28 protein-coding genes are annotated in these 22,821 nt (G+C 39.9%); 12 read left to right on the top strand and 16 right to left on the bottom strand.

Annotated elements, in window-relative coordinates; all coding sequences use genetic code 11:
• Positions 1-2: 2 nt before the first annotated feature.
• Positions 3-470, bottom strand: a complete 468-nt coding sequence (locus PYV58_RS00850) for a DUF2946 family protein (RefSeq protein ID WP_034618192.1) — start codon at positions 468-470, stop codon at positions 3-5.
• Positions 471-578: 108 nt separating this feature from the next.
• A complete protein-coding gene (def, locus tag PYV58_RS00845; RefSeq protein WP_004723400.1) occupies positions 579-1,109 on the bottom strand; it encodes a peptide deformylase in 531 nt (176 codons plus the stop codon).
• Positions 1,110-1,232: 123 nt separating this feature from the next.
• Between def and PYV58_RS00840 the strand changes: the two genes are divergently transcribed.
• The 3 genes from PYV58_RS00840 to PYV58_RS00830 are packed head-to-tail and all read left to right on the top strand — an operon-like array spanning position 1,233 to position 4,151.
• A complete protein-coding gene (locus PYV58_RS00840) occupies positions 1,233-2,384 on the top strand; it encodes a LysM peptidoglycan-binding domain-containing protein (RefSeq protein ID WP_034618195.1) in 1,152 nt (383 codons plus the stop codon).
• Positions 2,385-2,407: 23 nt separating this feature from the next.
• Positions 2,408-3,535 carry a DNA-processing protein DprA gene (gene dprA, locus PYV58_RS00835; RefSeq protein WP_034618197.1) on the top strand — a complete coding sequence of 376 codons (1,128 nt, stop codon included), beginning with the start codon at positions 2,408-2,410 and terminating at the stop codon, positions 3,533-3,535.
• 46 nt (positions 3,536-3,581) lie between these two features.
• The gene (locus PYV58_RS00830) at positions 3,582-4,151 is read left to right on the top strand and encodes a Sua5/YciO/YrdC/YwlC family protein (RefSeq protein WP_004823722.1); all 570 of its coding nucleotides are present in this window, start codon (positions 3,582-3,584) and stop codon (positions 4,149-4,151) included.
• Between the two features lie 620 nt (positions 4,152-4,771).
• Here PYV58_RS00830 and PYV58_RS00825 read toward each other — a convergent pair.
• Together PYV58_RS00825 and PYV58_RS00820 are read right to left on the bottom strand one after the other, a co-directional pair.
• Positions 4,772-5,665: a DMT family transporter gene (locus tag PYV58_RS00825; RefSeq protein WP_004823721.1), complete on the bottom strand. Its 894-nt coding sequence runs from the start codon at positions 5,663-5,665 to the stop codon at positions 4,772-4,774.
• A 142-nt stretch (positions 5,666-5,807) separates the two neighbouring features.
• Complete coding sequence (locus PYV58_RS00820) at positions 5,808-6,452, bottom strand: TetR/AcrR family transcriptional regulator (protein WP_004823720.1); 645 nt, start codon at positions 6,450-6,452, stop codon at positions 5,808-5,810.
• A gap of 149 nt (positions 6,453-6,601) precedes the next feature.
• Between PYV58_RS00820 and PYV58_RS00815 the strand changes: the two genes are divergently transcribed.
• The 5 genes from PYV58_RS00815 (at position 6,602) to PYV58_RS00795 (ending at position 10,906) form a co-directional block, all read left to right on the top strand.
• Positions 6,602-7,840 carry an MFS transporter gene (locus PYV58_RS00815; RefSeq protein ID WP_171077806.1) on the top strand — a complete coding sequence of 413 codons (1,239 nt, stop codon included), beginning with the start codon at positions 6,602-6,604 and terminating at the stop codon, positions 7,838-7,840.
• A 12-nt stretch (positions 7,841-7,852) separates the two neighbouring features.
• Positions 7,853-8,599 (top strand): helix-turn-helix domain-containing protein, encoded by a 747-nt coding sequence (locus PYV58_RS00810; protein WP_004723409.1) that lies wholly within the window; start codon positions 7,853-7,855, stop codon positions 8,597-8,599.
• A 188-nt stretch (positions 8,600-8,787) separates the two neighbouring features.
• Positions 8,788-9,312, top strand: coding sequence for a hypothetical protein (locus PYV58_RS00805; RefSeq protein ID WP_004823717.1), 525 nt, complete (start codon positions 8,788-8,790; stop codon positions 9,310-9,312).
• Between the two features lie 155 nt (positions 9,313-9,467).
• Positions 9,468-10,013: a glutathione peroxidase gene (locus PYV58_RS00800; protein ID WP_004723411.1), complete on the top strand. Its 546-nt coding sequence runs from the start codon at positions 9,468-9,470 to the stop codon at positions 10,011-10,013.
• Between the two features lie 278 nt (positions 10,014-10,291).
• Complete coding sequence (locus PYV58_RS00795) at positions 10,292-10,906, top strand: hypothetical protein (protein ID WP_034617221.1); 615 nt, start codon at positions 10,292-10,294, stop codon at positions 10,904-10,906.
• 21 nt (positions 10,907-10,927) lie between these two features.
• Here PYV58_RS00795 and PYV58_RS00790 read toward each other — a convergent pair whose 3' ends face one another.
• Positions 10,928-11,392 (bottom strand): hypothetical protein, encoded by a 465-nt coding sequence (locus PYV58_RS00790; protein ID WP_034617223.1) that lies wholly within the window; start codon positions 11,390-11,392, stop codon positions 10,928-10,930.
• A 94-nt stretch (positions 11,393-11,486) separates the two neighbouring features.
• Between PYV58_RS00790 and PYV58_RS00785 the strand changes: the two genes are divergently transcribed.
• On the top strand, positions 11,487-11,924 hold the full coding sequence (locus tag PYV58_RS00785) for an ATP-binding protein (RefSeq protein WP_034617225.1): 438 nt from the start codon (positions 11,487-11,489) through the stop codon (positions 11,922-11,924).
• 8 nt (positions 11,925-11,932) lie between these two features.
• On the opposite strand, the gene PYV58_RS00780 is transcribed toward PYV58_RS00785, so the two are convergent.
• Positions 11,933-12,232, bottom strand: coding sequence for a hypothetical protein (locus PYV58_RS00780; RefSeq protein ID WP_034617228.1), 300 nt, complete (start codon positions 12,230-12,232; stop codon positions 11,933-11,935).
• Positions 12,233-12,328: 96 nt separating this feature from the next.
• On the opposite strand from PYV58_RS00780, the gene PYV58_RS00775 reads away from it, so the two are divergent.
• Entirely contained in the window at positions 12,329-13,102 is a 774-nt protein-coding gene (locus tag PYV58_RS00775) for a tRNA(His) guanylyltransferase Thg1 family protein (protein WP_034617231.1), read from the top strand.
• A gap of 99 nt (positions 13,103-13,201) precedes the next feature.
• Here the strand turns inward: PYV58_RS00775 and PYV58_RS00770 are convergent, their stop codons facing one another.
• From PYV58_RS00770 to PYV58_RS00725, 10 genes are all read right to left on the bottom strand, one after another.
• Positions 13,202-13,621: a F0F1 ATP synthase subunit epsilon gene (locus tag PYV58_RS00770; protein WP_004823705.1), complete on the bottom strand. Its 420-nt coding sequence runs from the start codon at positions 13,619-13,621 to the stop codon at positions 13,202-13,204.
• A 27-nt stretch (positions 13,622-13,648) separates the two neighbouring features.
• Complete coding sequence (gene atpD, locus PYV58_RS00765; RefSeq protein WP_004723420.1) at positions 13,649-15,043, bottom strand: F0F1 ATP synthase subunit beta; 1,395 nt, start codon at positions 15,041-15,043, stop codon at positions 13,649-13,651.
• A gap of 26 nt (positions 15,044-15,069) precedes the next feature.
• Positions 15,070-15,939, bottom strand: coding sequence for a F0F1 ATP synthase subunit gamma (gene atpG / locus PYV58_RS00760; protein ID WP_004723421.1), 870 nt, complete (start codon positions 15,937-15,939; stop codon positions 15,070-15,072).
• An 88-nt stretch (positions 15,940-16,027) separates the two neighbouring features.
• Complete coding sequence (gene atpA, locus PYV58_RS00755; protein ID WP_034617234.1) at positions 16,028-17,572, bottom strand: F0F1 ATP synthase subunit alpha; 1,545 nt, start codon at positions 17,570-17,572, stop codon at positions 16,028-16,030.
• A gap of 60 nt (positions 17,573-17,632) precedes the next feature.
• Positions 17,633-18,169, bottom strand: a complete 537-nt coding sequence (locus PYV58_RS00750; RefSeq protein WP_034617236.1) for a F0F1 ATP synthase subunit delta — start codon at positions 18,167-18,169, stop codon at positions 17,633-17,635.
• 11 nt (positions 18,170-18,180) lie between these two features.
• Complete coding sequence (locus PYV58_RS00745; protein ID WP_004723424.1) at positions 18,181-18,651, bottom strand: F0F1 ATP synthase subunit B; 471 nt, start codon at positions 18,649-18,651, stop codon at positions 18,181-18,183.
• 39 nt (positions 18,652-18,690) lie between these two features.
• Positions 18,691-18,936, bottom strand: a complete 246-nt coding sequence (gene atpE, locus PYV58_RS00740; protein WP_000424060.1) for a F0F1 ATP synthase subunit C — start codon at positions 18,934-18,936, stop codon at positions 18,691-18,693.
• Between the two features lie 83 nt (positions 18,937-19,019).
• Positions 19,020-19,895, bottom strand: a complete 876-nt coding sequence (atpB, locus tag PYV58_RS00735; protein ID WP_004723427.1) for a F0F1 ATP synthase subunit A — start codon at positions 19,893-19,895, stop codon at positions 19,020-19,022.
• Between the two features lie 103 nt (positions 19,896-19,998).
• Positions 19,999-20,397, bottom strand: coding sequence for an ATP synthase subunit I (locus PYV58_RS00730; protein ID WP_004723429.1), 399 nt, complete (start codon positions 20,395-20,397; stop codon positions 19,999-20,001).
• A 171-nt stretch (positions 20,398-20,568) separates the two neighbouring features.
• Positions 20,569-21,411 (bottom strand): zinc ABC transporter substrate-binding protein, encoded by an 843-nt coding sequence (locus PYV58_RS00725; protein ID WP_004823702.1) that lies wholly within the window; start codon positions 21,409-21,411, stop codon positions 20,569-20,571.
• A gap of 138 nt (positions 21,412-21,549) precedes the next feature.
• On the opposite strand from PYV58_RS00725, the gene PYV58_RS00720 reads away from it, so the two are divergent.
• Both PYV58_RS00720 and znuC read left to right on the top strand, forming a co-directional pair.
• Positions 21,550-22,047: a transcriptional repressor gene (locus PYV58_RS00720; RefSeq protein WP_004723431.1), complete on the top strand. Its 498-nt coding sequence runs from the start codon at positions 21,550-21,552 to the stop codon at positions 22,045-22,047.
• Positions 22,020-22,820 (top strand): zinc ABC transporter ATP-binding protein ZnuC, encoded by an 801-nt coding sequence (gene znuC, locus PYV58_RS00715; RefSeq protein ID WP_004723434.1) that lies wholly within the window; start codon positions 22,020-22,022, stop codon positions 22,818-22,820. The genes PYV58_RS00720 and znuC overlap by 28 nt, the downstream gene beginning before the upstream one ends.
• Position 22,821 lies beyond the last annotated feature (1 nt).

Genomic DNA, 22,821 nt, shown 5'->3' with positions numbered 1-22,821 from the left:
ATTTATGCGAAAAGTGGCGGGGCTCGACCTTGGGGAAGTAAAAACAAACGTTGCAATACAAAATAGACATGTCGAAATGCTTTTTGAAATGCAACCAGTCGCACTTGAATGCGATCTAATATTTCTTTGATTTCAAGTTCAGGAGGTAAAACCAGATTGCCATAGACTGTACAGTATTGGCACTGGTGACCCGCATCATGGTGATGTGAACTTGGTTGCTCTGGCACTGCATGCTCAGCATGGGCCAACAGATGCTCATGACTGGCAGCTTCATGTGCAGAAGATGCAGATTGATGTTGATGATGGGTGCTATGTTGATGCTTTTCGTAGAAATGACTTTGTACTAAAGCTTGAGTAATAGTTTCACAGACCGGCGCAATTTGATATTGCTTCGGTAGCAAAGGCTGTAAAAATACAGCAATCTGTAAAAAAACTGCGGTAAAACCGAGCAGTAAACCTATTCTCAACAAAACGTTCGTCTCAACATTTTTCGAGCCAGAGTATAACAAAGCCCAAACAAAATTGGGCTTTGTATTGCAGGAAAATTTTAAAAGTTTTTAAAATTCAACTGACTCAGATCAACGTTTTGCTGGAACTTTTTGCTTTTCACGCTGACGAACCACTTTTTCCACTTTTTCACGCGCACGTTGACGCTTTAAAGGGGATAAGTAATCCACAAATAATTTACCGTTTAAGTGATCCATTTCATGTTGAATACATACCGCCAATAGATCATCCGCTTCGACTTCAAAAGCTTGACCTTCAAGGTTAATTGCTTCAATTTTAACTCGTGACGGACGCTCAACTTTATCGTATATTTGAGGAACAGAAAGACAGCCTTCCTCATAAGATAAGGTTTCTTCTGTAAGCGGTGTTATTTTGGGGTTAATGAACACCATAGGTTGGTCTTTGTCTTCAGACAGATCCATTACGATAAGCTGAATATGCTGATCGACCTGTGTAGCAGCCAGACCAATACCTGGCGCTTCATACATGGTTTCAAACATGTCTGCTGCTAACTGGCGAATTTCATCAGTTACCACATCGACAGGTTTTGCAATGGTGCGTAAACGGGGATCAGGAAAACTTAAAATAGGTAATAAGGCCATACTGTACCCTCTGTTGCTATGCCATTGATCTTAAAACTAAATGAAGAATATGCTTCATTAAAAAAATGTGTGTAATATGCGTATTATAACGCATATAGAGACATAATTTTAGGAATTATGATAATGAAAAAGGTTTTAACTGGCATAACGAACTTTCATGCCAAGGGGTTCAAGAAACAATTACTTGCTGTGACACTATGTTTAAGTGCAGGATTCACTTACATGGAAATCACACACGCAAGTCCAAATACCAATCCACCTGCACTTAAATCCAGTGCACCCAATGTCTATGTGGTGAAACGTGGTGATACTTTATGGGATATTGCGGGGAAATTTTTAAGCAAGCCTTGGCGCTGGCCTGAAATCTGGGCAAGCAATAAGCATGTTAAAAATCCACATTGGATTTATCCAGGCGATAAATTATTGTTGTGTACTTTAGATGGTCGCCCATTGATTGGTGTAGATGAAGGTGATGGTTGTGATGGAATTATTCGTCGTCATCAAGGTGGGACATCTTTACGCCCTCAAATACGCGTTGAATCCTTAAATAATGCGATTTCAGTGATTCCATTATCAGATATTCAACCATGGTTAGAACACAGTATTGTGGTCAATCCTGAATCTTTACAGAACATCCCTTATACCATCGGCGCTGCTGATAATCGTGTGATAACGGGTGCAGGACAAACCGTTTATGCGCGTGGAAATGGCTTAGTCGTGGGTCAACGTTATGGGATCTATCGTGAAGGCAAACCTTATACTTTCCTCAATGCTGAAGGCAAAAAGTTTAATGCAGGCATGGAATTAACTGAGGTTGCTTCTGCAACTGCGGCGGCTGGTGAAAATGATGTCACCACCCTTGAGTTAACCAAAAGTTATAATGCTGAAGTGCGTAAGGGCGACTATGTCCTACCAAGCTATGATGCTGAATTGCCGAGTTTGTTCTATCCAACCACCACCAATGAAGTCAGCAATGGCGGTAAAGTGGTTCGTGTACAAGGTTCAATTGGTACAGCAGCGCAATATAGTGTAGTCACCATTGACCGTGGTAGCTTACAAGGTGCTAAACCTGGGCAAGTCTTTAGTATTTACCAACAAGGTGAAACAGTCCGTGACCCAAAAACCAAAGAGTCTGTGAAATTACCAAGTCAAAAAATTGGTACGCTGATGATCTTTAAGAGTTTTGATCACCTCAGCTATGCCTATATTTTGGAAAGTAATTTACCAATTAAAATGGGTGCTGAAATTAAACCACCTGCAATTGCAGATAACTAAGTTTTTCATGATGTGATTTAAATATGTTGAAGCAGATATCCAATGACCAATATGATGCCATCAGACTTTGGTATTTGGTTCAACATTCGCTCAGCGCTTTTCGTAAATTAGAAACACACTTTGGTTCTATCGCAAAAGCGCTGCAAGCTGAAAATTTAAACCGCTGGTCTGAAGCCAAAATTCATAAAAACCATATTGAAAGAGCCAGTGAATTTTTCACTGCGCTTGGGCAATCCAAATTTCAAGTTTGCTTCGATAAAATTCAACAACATACAGATTTTATTGTTTTAGATACCGACCCTCATTATCCTCAACAACTGCTACCTTATCCTGATCATCCACCAATTCTATTTGGTAAAGGTGCATTTCAGAATCTAAGTCAACCACAAATCGCTATTGTGGGTAGCCGAAAGCCAAGTCCGCATGGCAAACAAGTGGCTTATGATTTTGCTTACTATTTGAGTGAAAAGGGCTTTTTTATTACCAGTGGCCTAGCACTGGGAATTGATGCCGCTGCACATATGGGTGGACTAAAACACCATCGAACCATTGCGGTGATCGGTACAGGCTTAGATCTGGTTTATCCTAGTCAAAATAGACAGTTACAAGAACAAATTTTGCAGCATTCAGGAACGATTCTGACTGAATACCTGCCAGAAACCCAACCTATTCAGCGCAATTTTCCCTATCGAAATCGAATAGTCAGTGGTCTGAGCTTAGGTGTTGTTGTCGCAGAAGCCCAACTTAGTAGTGGTTCACTGATTACTGCACAAGCTGCCGCAGAACAAGGTAAAGTGATTTTTGCAATTCCAGGGCATATTTATGGAGAGCATCATCAAGGATGTCATCAGCTCATTCGTGAAGGGGCCATTCTGGTTGATCATCCAGAACAGATTGTTGAAGATTTAGCACTTCCCACCCAATGGCATTGCGCTCAACAGTCTGAATCACGCTCCCCAATGCCAGAAATTCCCGAGCATTTATTTAAGCTATATCAGTTGCTGGATTGGATTGGGCAAGACTTAGATACGCTTGCTCAAAGCGCAAATTTAGACATTGCACAACTCACAAGCGATCTTATGGAATTAGAACTTTTGGGTCACTGTATTCAACAATCTGGGCGGTACTTACGTTGCCGAGTCAGTTATTAAGGTTCACAATAGTAGCTTATTCCACGAAATGGCAAGGTAAACATAGATGATTACAACCTCAGTTGCTGAAGCTGCACAAATTCTTCAACAAGGTAAAGTCTTGGCTTATCCAACAGAGGCAGTATGGGGTTTAGGCTGTGATCCGTTCAATGAACAGGCTTTTTTAGAAATTTTAAGGCTTAAACAACGCCCTATAGAGAAAGGCGTGATTTTATTGGCAGGACAGCTCTCACAAGTTGAGCATCTATTAACAGAAATTGACCCTATTATTCGTGAACAAATCATTCAATCATGGACGCAACGCTCTAGAGCAGAACGGGCAACAACTTGGCTACTTCCAGCTGATGATAAAATTCCACAATGGATTAAAGGCCAGCATGCTCAGGTTGCAGTTCGTGTAACCAATCACCCTTTGTGCATTGCCTTATGTAATGCCTTTAATGGTTTTATTGTGTCGACCAGTGCAAATTCAGCAGGTTTAGAACCAGCAAGATCTTTACAACAAGCCAGTCAATATTTTGGTTCTGAATTGAATTATTTAAATGGTGATCTTGGTTTAAGTCGCGAACCAAGCAAAATCATTGACGCATCTACAGCGCAAGTGATTCGCGCTTAAGCACTTTAAAATATTCACTCAAACATGAGTTCAGGGCCTGTTGGAATTTCATAAATGGCTTGCGTTGTAGGTTAAAATTGAGCAGGCAAGGCATGAAACGAAGAGAATAGCGAGACTATTTTCGAGTTTCATAACGAAGGCTGAGATAATTTTAGCCACAACCCTGAGCAAGAACAAAGCATTGCTTTGTTTGCAGCGCAAGGCGTAGACGAATTGTCAACAGACCCTCAATATTACCAATAAAAAGGCAAAAAAAAACTCAGCCACATATAGGGTTGGCTGAGTATAAAAAAGGATGCGTTAAACACATCCAGAGGGTATGAAAAATTCAGTGTAGAACAATTTAATTAAGAAATTCTTAATTCGCTACGATGAAAATATTATCCTATAAATTTTTTTTGAATACAAATATATTCTTCTGAGCAAGATCTGTTCATTTAAATGAATTGCAAATAACTGGAATTTCAATAATAAAACTAAGTGTTTAAATTTGTTTTACTATTTGCATTTTTAACAGGTAAATCACTAATTAAAAAACAGATTTTGCTCAGATTTAATACTTTAAAAGGGTAAAAAATAAGTTTCCAAATGAACATTTTTCACCCAAAATACTTTGAATTTTAACTCAATAATGTACTTTTTTTGACACTAAGTGACTTTTTTTGTGCCAATGCAATTCCCACTAAAATGACAATACCACCGATGGTATGCGACATCGTCCAAGCCTCATGCAGCCAGAAGTAGGCAATGATTGCAGTAAATACTGGCATTAAATTCATAAAAATGCTGGTTCGATTTGGACCTAGATATTGTACAGCCATCATCCACAATAAAGGCGCAACAAGAGAAGGTAATATACCCGCATATAAAACGCTGGCGACATTGCCTTGGTTAATCGCATCAATGCCATAATAAAGCACAAACGGTAAATGGTAGACCAAGGTCAACGCAATTTGCACATAGAGGCTCAGCAGTAATGGAACTTTCAATTGCCATTTTTTTAGAAAGACTCCATAAAAAGCATAAAAGAACACGGCCAAAACCATGATCAAATCACCAGAGTGCCCTGCCAATTGAGTCAAGTTGCTAAAATCCCCTCGGCCAATCACATACAGCAAACCAAGAAAAGATAAGATACTGCCGACAACAGCGAAGCGATTGGGAATTTCACGTAAAATAAGAATCGAAACAAAAATGGTAAATACTGGAATAAAGGCGTTGATAATGCCCATATTGGTTGCTGTGGTGTAATGCGCTGCGCTATATGCCAAGCCTTGATACAAGAACATACCAAAAGCACTCAGCACCACAAATTGCATAAAATGTTGTTTAACCAAATGACGTTGCTTCCACACTTGGGGCAACATAAATGGGGTCAAAATAATAAATGCCACTAACCAGCGATAAAAGCTAATACTGACAGGTGAAATATAATCCGAAACATAACGTGTAACTGCAATATTCATTGACCAAATCAATACTGCAATGATCGGTAAACTGATTGCCCACCACATGGGTTTTGAATTGCTATACATAATTTTGACTGTCGAATAGGATCTGGAAATGATTATCGATGAAGTCGGAATAAATTTAAATATGGCATTTCAGACATCTATAGGGCTTTTCAGACAAATGCTATTTTATGCGTTTTTAAACTTAGAATAATTCCCAAGTTTTAATTGCTAAAGTCACCACACTTTGTAACTGTTCAGCACTAACCCCATCACGGGCTTGCATGGTTAAACCTTGGATCACCGTTGAATAATAATCTGTCATCGCTTGAATATTGGCGTGTGGGTTTAAGTCACCTTCTTTGACACCCTGTTGCAAACGTTGGTAGATATTTTCTTTGACTTGTTGTCTTTTGAGCAAAAGATCATGCTGAATCGGTGCATGTTCTTGTGAACAATTCATGGTTGCGGTCACCAACATACAACCTGTCGGTTTATTCTGTTGAACCAGTTTTTTGAGGTTTTCATACAAATAAATTTCAATGGCGATTTTTGCTGTTTTGGCTTGTTGAAAAATAACTTCCAAAGGACATGCCTCATGCTTTAAGTAGTATTCCAAACAGGCATGAAACAGCTGTGATTTATCACCAAAACTACTGTAGATACTGGGTGCAGTAAGATTTAAGGCTTTGGTTAAATCACTCATCGATGTGGATTCATAGCCATATTCCCAGAACAACAACATGGCTTTTTGTAGCGCTTGTTGTTCATCAAAACATTTAGGACGACCACGCCCACGCTTAGGTGCTTGTTTTTCAGCGACTAAAGCATGTTTTTCAGAATCAGCCATAACTTTCACATATATTTTTATAACGAACATTATTAAATTAATTGACAACACAAAATTAATCAAATATTTTATTTTTATAACGATCGTTAATGAATTAAAAAATACCTCCATATGCTTTCGCTTTACAGCAGGAATATATCTTCATGAATATGATGCAATCAGAAGTTTCTGAACCACAGCCCTCTGAGATTCCCCCCAGTAGCCAAGGGAGCTGGTTGGCGCTATTAACCGTTGCAATTACTGCTTTTGCTTTGGTCACCAGTGAGTTTCTCCCAATCGGTGTACTCAACAATATTTCCAGTGATTTGCATGTGTCTGTTGGTACAGCAGGTTTGATGATCACCCTCCCAGGCATCATGGCCGCCATAGCAGCACCACTCCTTCCGGTTCTAGTCAAAAATTTAGATCGGCGTTACTTACTTCTGGCACTGTCTGCAACGATGGTGTTTGCCAATGCCATCACTGCAATTGCATCAACTTTTGAAATTTTATTGCTGAGCCGTTTCATTCTTGGATTTGCGATTGGTGGATTCTGGGCGACTGCGATTGCCTTAAGTGGTCGTTTAGCACCAACCCATTTACCTATTGCGAAAGCAACAGCAACTGTCATGGCTGGGGTAACTTTAGCCACTGTTCTTGGTGTACCGATTGGGACATGGTTAAGTGATGCATACGGCTGGCGAACATCATTTGGAATTACCTCCGCCATCGGCTTCGTTGTTTTACTATTGGGAATTAAATTTATCCCGAGTTTAAAACCAGAGTCTGCCATTCATTTTAAAGACTTACCTGCATTGCTAAGAATCAGTAAAGCCAGACAAGGTTTGATTATTATTTTGTTGATTGGTTTAGCTCATTTTTCATCATATAGCTATCTGACCCCGTTCTTTAAAAATTCAGCAGGCTTTGACAGTGCTACCATCAGTTCACTACTGTTATTATTTGGTATCGCCGGTATCTTTGGTAATGCTTTTGCTGGTTATAGCGGTAATTTGAATGTGCGTTATACCTTTGCATTCGTTGCCATCTGTTTTGCGGTTGTATTCTTTGGCTTTCCTCTATTTGCCATTCATCCATCAGGCGCATTTATTCTTACAGCGCTTTGGGGTTTTGCATTTGGTGCATTTCCAACCACTGCCAATATTTGGATGTTTTTACACGCCCCTCAAGCCGTAGAAAAAGGTATGCCGTTATTTGTTGGTTTCTTCCAAGTCATGATTGCAACAGGTGCATTAATCGGTGGCTATGTTGTTGACCATTTTAATGCCAACATTTTATTGTATAGCGTACTGAGTTTTATTCTTTTGGCCTTTATTTCAATCTTCACGTTGAGTCGTGGATTAAATAATCCCAAAGCTGAAAACACTGCCATCCAATGTGAGAGTTAAGTCTTTTCAACTATGTATTCAGCGCTGATTTCTGTAGAAGAATTTTTCTACCAAAAGCATGATGTGGTGACACCCCATTCAAATTTATGGGGTGATTTTAATTTGAGTTTAAATGGGACTTTAGAACTCAACGTTGCAGAACAAACCTATCTGTCCCCACCAAGTTATGGTTTGTGGATTCCACCGCAAACCGAACATTGTTGTACTGCTGTGGACGATCAACTGACGCATTATATCTGCATCCGTATTCATCCTCAGCTTTGTCAAAGCTTATCCCAAAGCACAAAGACTTTAAGTATTCGCCCCTTTTTACGTCATACCATTGAAGAAGTTTTAGAGCAGCAGAAACAAGGGATTCCATCATCTCCCTATTATCAACACTTATTAGAACTGTTGGTCGATCAAATCCAAAATAGTGTGTGTTATGAGCATTATTTACCGCAAACCAACCACCCCACACTCAAACCTATTCTTGAGCATTTGTCTGATACAACACGCTTTCCCCAAAGCCTTCAAGAAATACTCGATACTTTCCAAATTACTGAACGGCACGCACTTAGACTTAGCCAAGAGCACCTTAAACTTTCGCTGTCTGAATGGCGTAATCGTGCCAAGATTATTTATGCAATTTCATTGATCCAACAAGGCATCTCAATTAAAAAAATTAGCTTAGATCTCGGCTATCAACACACGTCTAGCTTCATTGAGTTTTTTAAACGTTATACCCATCAAACCCCAGCACAAATGCGAAATCTTTAAGATTAGGACATTTTTCAAACAATCTATTTCCACTTTATTGATAAGTTTATATACAAAAATACTATGGAAAATTGCCTTAAAATTGTGCATTTTGCATCTTATGCTCTAGATTAAGCATATAACTTTTTGAATTTGTATATATTACCGTCAAATTCATAAGAATTTTAAATAATGAAGGGTTCGAATAAATGAAAAAATTACTACTAGCTACACTATGTGCTTCAGCGTTTGCTTTAACTGCATGTGATAAAAAACCAGCTGATTCAGCTTCAGGAACTGAGAGCAAACCTGCTGCAGCTGCGGTTTCTTTAAGTACCAACAATACTGCTGATATCAAAAGCGATTTAACTGCACTTCAAACAATGTCTACAGCGAAAGCTAAAGAAGCTTTGAACTTCCAAACAGAAGTGATGCAAGCTGCACAAAAGGGTGATAAAGATGCACTGAAAGGTGTTGTCGATAAAATGAAAACTTATGTGGACGGTTTCAACAAAGATCTTGATGGTTTAGCACTTAAAAGTACTGAAGTTGCATCTGTACGTGACAAAATGAAAGAGTCAAATAACCTAGGCGTTGAAATGTCTGAAGCTGGTTTAGCGACTTCACCAGATCCACAAAAAATCATGGAACTACAAAAGAAAGGTACTGAGTTACAACAAAGCCTGTTAACTGAAATGCAAGCACTTCAAGCCAAAGCAAACGCTGCACCATAATCGATTAAATTTGATGCAGTTTTTAAAAGCAGATCCTATGATCTGCTTTTTTTATTACACTTATATACAAATGTAACTTGCTGAAATCTTGGAATATCGCTAAAACATTAGACATATTTCTAATCACTGTCTTTTGATTTTTAAGGATACCCCCTATGAGCAATTCCGTTTATGACATTCCAGTCAATACCATCAAAGGTGAAGCGACGACCTTGAATCAATATCAAGGTAAAGTTCTTTTAATCGTTAACGTTGCATCTAAATGTGGCCTCACTCCACAATATGAAGGTTTAGAAAAACTATATACTGAAAAGAAAGATCAAGGTTTAGAAATCCTCGGCTTTCCTGCAAATAACTTTCTTGCGCAAGAGCCTGGAACAAATGATGAAATCGAGCAATTTTGCTCTTTAACTTACAATGTCGACTTCCCACTTTTTGCTAAAATTTCAGTTGCAGGTGATGACAAGCATCCACTTTATGACAGCTTAATTCATGCAATCCCTGAGCGTATTGGTGAAGGCCCTTGGTGGAAAGACTTAGTCGATTATGGCCTAACCCCAAACCCTAAACCTGAAGTCCTTTGGAACTTTGAAAAATTCTTAATCGGTAAAAATGGTGAAATCGTGGCACGTTTTGCACCAGATATCACTGCTGATGATCCACGAATTACATCTGCGATTGAAGCTGAATTAGCAAAATAGATCGATCATTAACAACGCTATGTTTTAAATAAATTTTTATATTTTACAGTTTTGATCGAAAATTTTATATTTTCGATCAAAATCCCTCTAGCTTTATTCACAATTTAAAATTTCAACCATCTTCAATAGAGTCTAAAAATGCATTCTTTTTTGCTTTTGCTTGAGTAGAAATGAATCTCTAAAGTTACAGACTGTATGCCCTTTGCAACAATCCTCAATCTCTACACTTTTGCAAATTATAGTGAATTCATAACCGATTAAATTACTTTTGGACAACGATGAAAAAGCTTTTACAAGGTGCGGTTTTGCCTTTTGTTATTTTTATTTCTGGCATGTTACTGCTAGGCTGTAATCAAGCCGCTGAACAATCACGTCAACAAGATGACGCTCAAGCGATTGAAACTGCGCAAATGAGTGAAAATACATCCGACTCAAATAATAATAATCAATCAACAGCAAAAAGCACTGAGGATTTAAAACAAGGCAATATGTTTTATATCGCACGTGATGTTGCCAACGTACAACTGAAAACTGGTGACTATGTTGAAAAATTACAGCAAAGCCAAGCTAATTTACAACAAGCCATACAATCACAAAATCAAGCTGAGCTGCAACAATCTGTCAAAACATTGACCCGTGAACTACAAGGCTTTAATACAGCATTGATTTCATTAGATTTAAAAAGCCAAGAGATTGATGGTATCCGCCAACAAGTGCTACAAGCCAATAAGCAAGTGCTTAACTCAGCACTGTTAAATGGTGATTTAGACATTTCAAAAGTTGATTTTAAGAAAATCGAACAACAAATGAATACCATCCAACTAGATATGCTTAAACTGGCAGGCATGATGATTCCTGGATCAAATACAGAGCAAACCACTGAACAGCGTTAATTAAATTTGAACAGAGCAGCCTTAGCTTGGCTTTGCGACATTACATGATGGGTCTAGTCCTAGCGCGCGTTTAGCATCCAACTTAAAACGAGCTTGAGCAGACTTATAACTTGCGGGTAAAAATAGCGTTAAACGGGTTTTATTCTTTCCAATGGATTCCACCAAGGTTTTTGATAAATACGCCCCACCCTCTGTACGGGTAAACAAGGTTCCCATTTCTAAATCTCGTTCTAGTCGATTGTCGGTAAAAACAAAATCTTTTTCGCCAGTAAATGCAACACATTGCCCATAGGCCATTTTCAAATTTTTAAATGCGATAACATAATCGATATCTAACTCTGTTTCTAAACCATTTCCCACTGAATTTGCCACCAAACTTGCTTCAGTGGGTGCATTTGGTGTAGTGACAAATTGACTTTGACATGCTGAAACAGCACTCAGTAGAAGTACAGAAAATAAATACCGACATTGAACTAATTTTTTCATTTTAAATTTATTGGTTTTCTACAACAATGAATGGATTGTAGCAAAGTTCATGAACATGATTTAATAGCAGATTAAGCGTATTTTGTAGTGTTTCATGCAACTGATTTTATTCACAGGCGTACAAGCTTCGGGCAAATCTACTTTTTATCAACAGTATTTTTACCATACACATCTACGTATCAATCTCGATATGCTAAAAACACGCCATCGTGAAAAGATACTGTTTGAAGCAGCTATAGCCTCTAAAACCAAAATCGTGATAGATAACACCAACATGAGCAAAGCCGATCGAGCCCGTTATATTCAACTTGCCAAAACTGCTGGCTTCGAGATCATTTCATATTATTTTGAAACGGATCTAGACAGCACTTTACAGCGTAATGCACAACGTGAGGGTAAAGCCAATATTGCTGAAAAAGGCGTCAAAGCCACCTTTTATAAATTAGAAGTCCCAAATCGTTCAGAAGGTTTTGATGCGCTGTTTAAAGTAAATATGATAGAAAATAATGGCTTTTCAATTACTCATAACTGAATAAAAATTTAATGTTGGGCCAACCGCCATGTTTTAAATGCGGTTTGCATCTGTTGTTGTATTTCTTTAGGTACCTTACGAGCTGCTATATTGGAAAAATCTCCACGATAGGTTTCAGCCACAATTGAATTTGCCAAATCTTCGATCGCAATTCGACCTTTGTTGTGATACGCCAGAATTTCTACTTCGGTTAAATAAATATCCCAACATGAAACAACAGAACTCATATCTACGGCAATGCTGAGATAGTAGTCATCTTGCGTTTGATAAAGTTCCCAAAAGTGCGCTTGCTGTTCGATGAGGTACATTGTCTTCTATATCTCCTTTTTTATTATTTAGATTATGCTAAAACTAGTCAGTGATGAAATATAACTTTAGCATGAGAATAACGAAGAAGTTTAACCATGAGATTTGATGATCTAGATACACGATTACGTGTTTATGAAACAGCTTATGATTTCTGTGTACCGCCAGAACAATATATCGTTGTGCGTTTGGATGGACGTGGCTTTACCAAACTCACCAAAGATATTTGGAAATTTGAAGCGCCCTTTGACCTTCGTTTTAGGGACTTGATGGTCGAAACAACAGCTCACTTAATGCAATGTGGCTTTAATATTATTTATGGCTATACACAAAGCGATGAAATCTCCTTACTGTTTCATTTAAAAGATGACAGCTTTAATCGTAAAACACGAAAAATTATTTCTATTTTAGCCGCAGAAGCCAGTGCAAAATTCAGTGTATTACATGGTGAGATGGCAACTTTTGATGCTCGAATTTGTATACTGCCCAATGCAAAAACTGTTGAAGATTATTTTCGTTGGCGTCATGAAGATGCTCATCGCAACGCACTCAATGCACATTGCTATTGGATGTTACGCAAGGAAGGAAAAAATGTAAAAAATGCAACCGACCAAGTAAAAGGATTATCTCGCCAAGAAAAGCATGATTTACTCTTTAGCCGTGACATTAACTTCAATGAATTGCCATCATGGCAAAAGCGTGGCACAGGTTTATATTGGACAGAAATTGAAAAAAGTAGTTTTAATCCGAAAACTAAACAGCCGACAGTATCAACTCGTCGTCACATTTTTAAAGACTATGAATTACCTTTGGGAGAGGATTATAGTCAATTTATACAAACACAATTTTTATTGGACACTCCCCAACCATAAGTTTATAGCATGTTGAACCAATATAAATTTGAACCATCCATAAATTAATTGCATAAAAAAACCACCCTCGCGGGTGGTTTTTCAATCTCAAACTGCGTCTTATAGCGCGCGGTTTTTGATTTTGCGGATGGTTTCCAACTGAGCAGCAGTTTCTGCAAGAGCAGCCAAAGCAGCAGCAGAGTCCAAATCGCTTTTTTGATTTGCAAGCAATTGTTCAGCATTTTTACGTGCTTCAAGAATTGCAGCTTCATCTAAGTTGTCAGCACGAACAGCAGTATCTGCAAGCACAGTAACAACATGCGGTTGAACTTCTAGAACACCACCAGATACATAGATTAACTCTTCTGTACCGTTTTCAAGCAGAACGCGAATTGCGCCCGGCTTGAGCAAAGTGACTAACGGAGCGTGACCAGGCATGATACCCAATTCACCGCCAGCACCTTTTGCGATAAGCATTGTCACAGTGCCTGAGTACAAAGACTCTTTAACACTTACAACATCACATTGCATAGTCGACATGTGAATCTCCTAAATTAGAGTTGCTAATTAAAGCTTCTCGGCTTTAGCGATCACTTCGTCAATACCACCAACCATATAGAACGCTTGTTCTGGGATGTGATCGTATTCACCAGCTAGAAGACCTTTAAAGCCACGAATTGTTTCTTTAAGTGGTACAAGTTTACCAGGAGCACCAGTAAACACTTCAGCTACGTGGAACGGTTGAGAGAAGAAACGTTGGATTTTACGCGCACGGTAAACAATCAACTTATCTTCTTCTGCTAACTCGTCCATACCCAAGATTGCGATGATGTCTTTAAGCTCTTTATAACGTTGCAATACGTTCTGTACAGAACGTGCAATTTCATAATGCTCAGCACCAACAACAAGTGGATCTAACTGACGTGAAGTAGAGTCAAGTGGATCGATCGCTGGGTAAATACCAGAAGATGCGATGTCACGGCTCAATACTACAGTTGCATCTAAGTGAGCAAATGTAGTTGCAGGCGATGGATCTGTTAAGTCATCGGCAGGTACATATACCGCTTGGATAGATGTAATCGAACCAGACTTAGTCGATGTAATACGTTCTTGAAGAACACCCATCTCTTCTGCAAGCGTTGGTTGGTAACCTACTGCAGATGGCATACGACCTAAAAGAGCAGATACTTCAGTACCAGCCAATGTGTAACGGTAAATGTTGTCAACGAACAACAATACGTCACGGCCTTTACCGTTTTCATCTTTCTCATCACGGAAGTATTCAGCCATGGTCAAACCAGTTAACGCTACGCGTAAACGGTTACCCGGTGGCTCATTCATCTGACCGTAGACCATTGCTACTTTGTCAAGAACGTTAGAATCTTTCATCTCGTGGTAGAAGTCATTACCTTCACGAGTACGCTCACCAACACCAGCAAACACAGATAAACCTGAGTGAGCTTTCGCGATGTTGTTGATCAATTCCATCATGTTTACAGTTTTACCAACACCGGCACCACCGAATAAACCAACTTTACCACCTTTAGCAAACGGGCAAAGTAAGTCAATGACTTTAATACCAGTTTCTAAAAGGTCAGTAGAAGCAGCTTGTTCAGCATAAGAAGGTGCTTGACGGTGAATCGGCAAACGCGCTTCAGTCGCAACTGGACCAGCTTCGTCGATTGGGCGACCAAGAACGTCCATGATACGACCTAAACATGCAGTACCTACAGGTACAGAAATAGGTGCACCAGTATTAGATACGTTTAGACCACGTTTAAGACCTTCTGTAGATCCCATTGCGATGGTACGAACTACACCATCACCAAGTTGTTGCTGAACTTCTAAAGTAGTTTCAGTACCGTCAACTTGGAGAGCGTCATAGATCTTAGGAACGCTATTGCGTTCAAACTCGACGTCGATAACCGCGCCGATGATCTGAATGATACGACCGCTACTCATTGCTGTCTCCTCAATTCAAAATAATGTTAAACGGCAGCGGCACCACCAACGATCTCAGAAATTTCCTGAGTAATCGCGGCTTGACGCAGCTTGTTATAAATGAGTTGTAGGCTCTTGATAAGATCACCTGCGTTGTCAGTTGCAGCTTTCATTGCAACCATACGAGCAGACTGCTCACATGCGATGTTTTCAATCACACCTTGATAAACCATAGACTCAATATAACGAACCAATAAACCATTTAAAAGCTCTTCAGCTTCTGGTTCATATAGATAATCCCAACCATATTGACGGTTAAGATCCTCGTCCGTATCAGCCGCAGCTAATGGAACAAGTTGTTCGATTTTTTGGTTTTGAGTCATGGCATTGACAAAGCCGTTTGACACAAGATAAATACGATCTAACTCGCCTTTATCAAATGCATCTAACATCACCTGTACAGAACCAGTTAACTGTTCAAGACTTGGAGCATCACCTACTTGCGTAGTTGCGCCAAGTACTTTACCGCCGTAGTTTTTAAAAAACGAAACCGCTTTTTGACCAATTAAAGCAAATTGAACTTCAATTGACTGCTCTTGTTGCTGTTGTACGTGTTTTACCACTTTTTTGAACAAGTTAATGTTCAAACCACCAGCAAGACCACGATCTGAAGAAACAATGATATAGCCAACGCGTTTTACAGGGCGTTCAACCATATAGCGATGTTTGTATTCAGGATTCGCTTGGACCAAATGAGCAATTACACGGTGCATATTTTCGGCATACGGACGGCCCTGAGCCATGCGCTCTTGCGCACGACGCATCTTAGAAGCTGCTACCATTTGCATCGCGCGAGTAATCTTTTGCGTGCTCTTGATACTAGCTACTTTGGCGCGAATTTCTTTTAAATTTGCCATACGCTTAACCTAGTATTCGAAAGCCCTTTCGAGCTTCCGAAGGTTGATCCGTGAACCAAACCATAACTAACAACAACATACATTGAAATTAGTAAGTTTGAGTCGCTTTAAAGCTTTCAATACCTGCTTTGATTGCAGCTTCGATGTCTTTGTCGTAGTTACCAGTTTCATCGATGTTTTGCATTAACGCAGCATGTTCTGAACGGAAGTAAGAAATTAACGCAGTATCAAAGTCTACGATTTTCTTCACTTCAACGTCAGCCATGTGGCCTTCGTTAGATGCATAAATTGAAACAGCTTGGTCAGCAATTGAATATGGAGCATATTGTTTTTGCTTCATTAATTCAGTTACACGTTGACCATGTTCAAGTTGCTTACGAGTTGCTTCATCAAGGTCAGAAGCGAACTGAGCAAATGCTGCCAATTCACGGTATTGCGCCAAAGCAGTACGGATACCACCAGACAATTTTTTGATGATCTTCGTTTGAGCAGAACCACCAACACGCGATACAGAGATACCCGCGTTCACAGCAGGACGAATACCTGCGTTGAATAATGATGTTTCTAAGAAGATCTGACCATCAGTAATCGAAATTACGTTTGTCGGTACGAATGCAGATACGTCACCCGCTTGAGTTTCAATAATTGGCAATGCAGTTAATGAACCAGTTTGGCCTTTAACTTCACCATTAGTGAATTTCTCAACATAGTCAGCAGATACACGAGAAGCACGTTCAAGTAGACGTGAATGAAGATAGAACACGTCACCTGGGTAAGCTTCACGACCTGGTGGACGACGAAGAAGCAATGAAATTTGACGGTAAGCAACAGCTTGTTTAGACAAGTCATCATAAATGATAAGTGCGTCTTCACCGCGGTCACGGAAGTACTCGCCCATTGTACAACCAGCATATGGAGCAAGATACTGCATTGCTGCAGGATCAGCTGCAGCAGCTGCTACAACAGTTGTGTACGCCATAGCGCCAGTTTCTTCAAGCTTACGTACTACGTTTGCAATTGTTGATTGTTTTTGACCAATCGCAACGTATACACACTTAATGCCTGATTGTTTTTGAGCAATGATCGCATCGATCGCCATTGCTGTTTTACCAGTTTGACGGTCACCGATGATCAACTCACGCTGACCACGACCAACAGGGATCATTGTATCTACTGATTTATAACCAGTTTGTACAGGTTGATCCACTGATTGACGCCAAATTACACCTGGTGCTACTTTTTCAACAGCATCAGTAAGTTTTGCATCAATAGGGCCTTTACCATCAATCGGGTTACCCAAAGCATCTACTACACGGCCTAAAAGTTCTGGACCAACCGGAACTTCTAATACACGACCTGTGCAACGAGCTTTTTGACCTTCTTGAAGGCTTAAGTAGTTACCTAAGACAACGGCACCCACTGAATCCTGTTCTAGGTTCAGTGCCATACCAAATAAGCCGCCGTCGAATTCGATCATTTCACCGTACATTGCATCAGCAAGGCCGTGAATACGCACAATACCGTCGGAAACCATAACAATGGTCCCTTCGTTCTTAGCGGTCGCGCTGGTGTCCAGATCGCCGATACGCTGTTTAATGAGCGCACTGATCTCGGATGGATTCAGTTGTTGCATTGCGCTATACCTCAATCTTTTTAAAGTTCAGTCTTCTTTAGACGTAGTTATTTTTAACAATTACGCTAGAAGACGAGTCCGCATTTTTTCAAGCTTGCTAAGCGCAGAATCATCTATCACTTGGTCGCCTGCACGAATAACAACACCAGCAATCAATGCTGGATTTACTTCAACTGTAATTTTCACAGCGCTGTTCAAGCGTTTTTCTAACGCATGAGCCAACTTCTGTTCTTGTACTGAATCCAATGGAAAAGCGGATTCAATCACAACATCTACAGTGTTGTTATTTTGCGATTTGAGTTGCTCAAATTCTGTGTCAATTTCAGGTAACAATGCTAAACGGCCATTGTCTGCAAGAAGTGTCAAAAAGTTTGACACAGCCGCAGTTTGTTCATTACCTAAAACTTTCGCAAAAAGATCAACCTGCTCTGCAGGTGTCAACTCAGGGCGATTTAAATAAGCGGAGAATGCTTCATCTTGCACCGCAGCACTGAGCAGTTGTAATGCATTTGACCAAGCGTCAGTTGCATTTTGCTCAGATGCATAAGCAAATGCTGCTTTAGCGTATGGGCGTGCCAACGTCAAGAATTCAGCCATATTCGCCTCTCTTAAAGTTTAGCAGCCAGCTGATTCAGCATGGCATTATGAGCTTCTGCGTCAACTTGTTGGTTCAGAATTTTCTCTGCACCAGCAACTGCAAGAGCAGCAACTTGTTGACGTAATTCTTCACGAGCAGAATTGATGTCTTGGTCAACAGCATCTTTCGCTTGTTGACGAATACGCTCACCTTCAGCAGATGCTTGAGTACGCGCTTCTTCGACCAATTGTGCCGCACGACGGTTCGCTTGTTCGATCAATTGAGCCGCTTGTGCTTTCGCCGCATCAATTTCTTGCTTAACTTGTGCTTGTGCATCAGCAAGATCAGCTTTCGCTTTCTCTGCAGCATTTAAGCCATCAGCGATTTTACGCTGACGCTCACTAATCGCATTGATTAGTGGTGGCCATACAAACTTCATGCAGAATGCGACAAATATCGCAAATGCAATCGCTTGGCCAAACAATGTGAGGTTGATATTCATTGCAAATTCCTCAAATAGTGAATTTCGGAATTAAGCTGATTAACCTACAAATGGATTAGCGAAGATGAAGAACAAGCCAATACCAACACCGATCATAGGCACAGCATCAAGAAGACCTGCGATTAAGAACATACGAGTTTGAAGTTGTGGAGCCAATTCTGGTTGACGAGCAACAGCTTCAAGGAAACGGCCGCCTAAAAGACCAAAACCAATCGCAGTACCTAAAGCACCAAAAGCGATCAAGATAGCAGATGCAATTGCAACTAGACCTAAAGTGAGTTCCATGATAATTCCTCAGAGGTTAGGTTTATACCAAATTAAAGTAAAAAAATTATACCTAACCACCGGATGACAGTTAGGCAATACCATTAATGTTTTTCGCTTGCCATGCTCAAGTATACGATTGTTAGCATCATGAAAATGAAGGCTTGCAATGTAATAACAAGAATGTGGAAGATAGCCCAAGGCACAGACAACGCCCACTGGATCCAGAAAGGTAACAACGCGATAAGAATGAAGATTAACTCACCCGCATACATGTTACCGAATAATCGGAGTGCCAATGAAATTGGACGTGCAAGGAATGTTACTAATTCTAGAATTAAGTTCACTGGAATCAATAACGCTTTTGCAACTGGGTTACTTGGATTAAATGGGTTAAGTGCCAATTCACCAACGAAACCGCCGATGCCTTTTTCACGAATACTATAGAACAAGATCAACGCAAATACAGACAAAGACATACCAAGGGTAATGTTAGGGTCTGTAGATGGAACAACCTTAAAGTAAACGTGGTGAGGGTCCATACCAAATACGTTTGCACCAATCAATTGAGCTGTATACGGAATCCAGTCAACAGGAATTAAGTCCATCGCATTCATGAGGAAAATCCACACGAAAATGGTCAAGGCTAAAGGCGCAATTAAACGTGATTTACCATGAAACGTATCACGAACACTTGAGTCAACAAACTCGATAATCATTTCGATTGCAGACTGGAACTTGGTAGGAACACCAGAGTTTGCAGCTTTCGCTACGCACCAGAATATCAAACAGAAAATCACACCAAGGCCAATTGACCAACCCATTGAATCCAAGTGGATAGCAGTGAACCCCATCTGTTGAGCTTCTGCACCACTTTCAGCCAATTTCCAAGTACCATCTGGCATTTTGCCATAGGTCATATTGGTCAAGTGATGCTTGATATACTCGGTCGAAGTCAGGGCATGTTCTTCAGCAGCCATAAATCACACCTGGTCAATGTCAAATAATAAATAGAGTTAACGAATATCGCGTGCTGCATGATATCTCGTTAATCCCCAAAAAAATTTTCAATTTCTGCTGCGCTTATACTCGTTTTTGTTGTCGTGCTACCCAAAAAGGTGCAATCCACGACATCGCTTGAACGAGAATAAAACCACAAAACAATGCCACCGGAGATAACGGTTTGACATTGCATAAAATTAAAATGAAACCAACGATCACAATTGCAAATTTGCCCATTAAGCCTCTATACATGTTCGAAAGAACCTGTTTTGAAGCACGTGCCCCTGCTGCTCGAAACGACTGCCAAGAAAAATAACAACTGGCAAGCCAACATATCAGTGCACCTAACGCTGCACTCAGAGCCGCAGTCGAGTCTTTCAAGACCCACGCTACCAAGGCTGAAACAGGAATCATAAACGCTTGCAAATAGACCAAAGCTTTTGCTAATCGTCGGTCAATCAAGCGACTAGTTTGGCTCATTTTTTATCCACTCACAGCATAAATGCTTGACAAGTTTAGCTGATGATCGTTTTTAATCGCAGGCATTATAGAGTTACACCCCTGAACATGCAATCTTTTCCCGACCTTAGTCGTGTTTTTTTCGATATACAGGTTGCTTTGCATATGAACAATTGTTGATTAATTTTTGCATCATTTCCGTGCATTAAGTACGCAAGCTTGTGTTTGTTGAGCCAAAGTCTGCCATGCAACCACAAAATCTTGTTGTTTAGCCAAAGTTTCGTCTACCGCTTGAAATGAAATTTCACCCAATTTTCGGTACTGACTTGGACTTGCACTGCCTTCTGCCAGCAAGCACATTTTTTTGTAAGGTCTCGTGTCATTTAAAAACTTGATTTGAGTCACAGTCGGCGCAACATGCGGATCATCTGTCATCGCACCTGCAAATTTTAAGTTTAATGAACGTTCTAAATATTGGTAAGCATCATGATAAGCCCAGTATGGACGTGCGCTACCAGCACTGATACTTTTCTGTGAAACACGCAGCATTTCACTGGCAAACTTCTTCGCATTATTCCAATATGCTGCTTTATTTTCTGGATGTTGTTGTGAACGCAAGGCTGCAATAAAGAAACCAATACGCACAGCATTATTTGGATCTAACCACACATGTGTATCAATCGTATCTTTCAGTGCAACACCTTTTGGACTTCTTAAAGGAAGTGCTTGGATAATACCTGAATTGAGTATTGAAATCGCTTTTGCATTCTCGCCTAAAACCTTTTCCAAAGGCGCTTCATGTTCTTTTCCCAGCCAAATCACCAATGAAGCATCCATAATCGTTTTGCGATTATCTGGTGTAAGTTGAACATCATGCCCCGTTTGATTTCCCAAAAGCAAAACAGGCTCTTCTACGCCTTCTGTTATTTCTTTTGCAATCAAATAAATAGGATGAGTTGACACCACTAAAGGCGCTTGAGCCCAAGTGACACTAATAAATAATGCACATAAGCAAAAGGCGATAATGCGATTCATGGGAGTGTATTACCAAAAAAAATTTATGTTATAGTATAACAGAAGTTAAAAAATACCTACGCCATTCGTAAGTTGATAGAGCTTCATGTTAATATTTGCGATTCTCTTCCATTCAAATAACAAGTTTTGAGGTCTGATATGAGCTTATGTTCACACGAGCAGCATGATACTTTGCATGGTGTACACGATCATCTCAATGTAGAAGCTCGTTTATCAGAAGCAGAAAGCCTTTGTGCAACCTCAGGTGCCCGCCTTACCCCTTTGCGTAAAGAAGTACTTGAATTAATTTTGAATGCCTCAGGTCCTGTAGGTGCTTATGATCTTTTAGCCAAGATGAAAGGTGCTGCAGAACGTCCAGCTGCACCGCCTACCGTGTATAGAACCTTAGATTTTCTCTTAGAAAAAGGTTTTATTCATCGTTTAACCTCTATTAATGCTTATATCCCTTGTTGTCACCCACGTGAAGGACATCAAGCCGCATTTTTAATTTGCACTGAATGTCATACAGTGAAAGAAGCTTCAGCAAAAGGTTTGATTCAAGAATTAAACCACTTAGCCGCGTCAGATCACTTCAATGCACATCACAGTATTATTGAGATTTCAGGAATATGTCAGCAGTGCTCGAACAAAGCGTAAACTCCCCTCTCGTTCAACTGCAACAAATTAATGTCCGAATTGATGATCGTGACATTCTAAAAAATATAGATTTTTCATTACAAGAAAAAGAAATTGTCACGCTTATTGGTCCTAATGGCGCAGGCAAATCAACCCTGATCAAAGTGTTATTGGGTATTTTAAAACCCAATGCGGGCAAAATTATCAGCTCAAAAAAAATTAAACTGGCGTATGTACCACAAAAATTTAATCCCTCTCATAGTCTGCCTTTAAGAGTTAAAGATCTGCTTGATCTTGAGAAATGTGATAAGGCCATTAAAGCTGAAATCATTCGAGATACTGGTATTGCCAAATTAGAGTATGCCAAAGTACAACAACTTTCAGGTGGTGAGCGTCAGCGGGTTTTATTGGCGCGTGCTTTATTACGCCAACCCGATATTTTGGTTTTAGATGAACCTATGCAAGGTTTAGATATCCAATCTGAAGCTGAACTGTATGAATATGTACGTAGCCTGCCACAACGTTATGGTTGCGCCATTTTAATTGTGTCTCATGATTTACAATGGGTCATGCAAGGCACTCAACGAGTTGTCTGTTTAAATAAGCACATTTGCTGTAGTGGTTTACCTGACAGTATTCAGCAGCATCCAGAGTATCAAGCTTTGTTTGGTGATACCTTTGGAAAATACCACGCTTTTTACCAACACCATCATGACCATTGTGCACATGGTGACTCCGCCAAAACTTGTGAACATGGCCCACATCCACACATTCACCCAGAACCGGAAGCTTAAA

Source organism: Acinetobacter sp. TAC-1, from assembly GCF_029025845.1.
Taxonomy (GTDB): Bacteria; Pseudomonadota; Gammaproteobacteria; order Pseudomonadales; family Moraxellaceae; genus Acinetobacter; species Acinetobacter guillouiae.
Note: the sequence above shows the minus strand (reverse complement) of the source record. Positions and strands in the feature narration are given on the sequence as shown.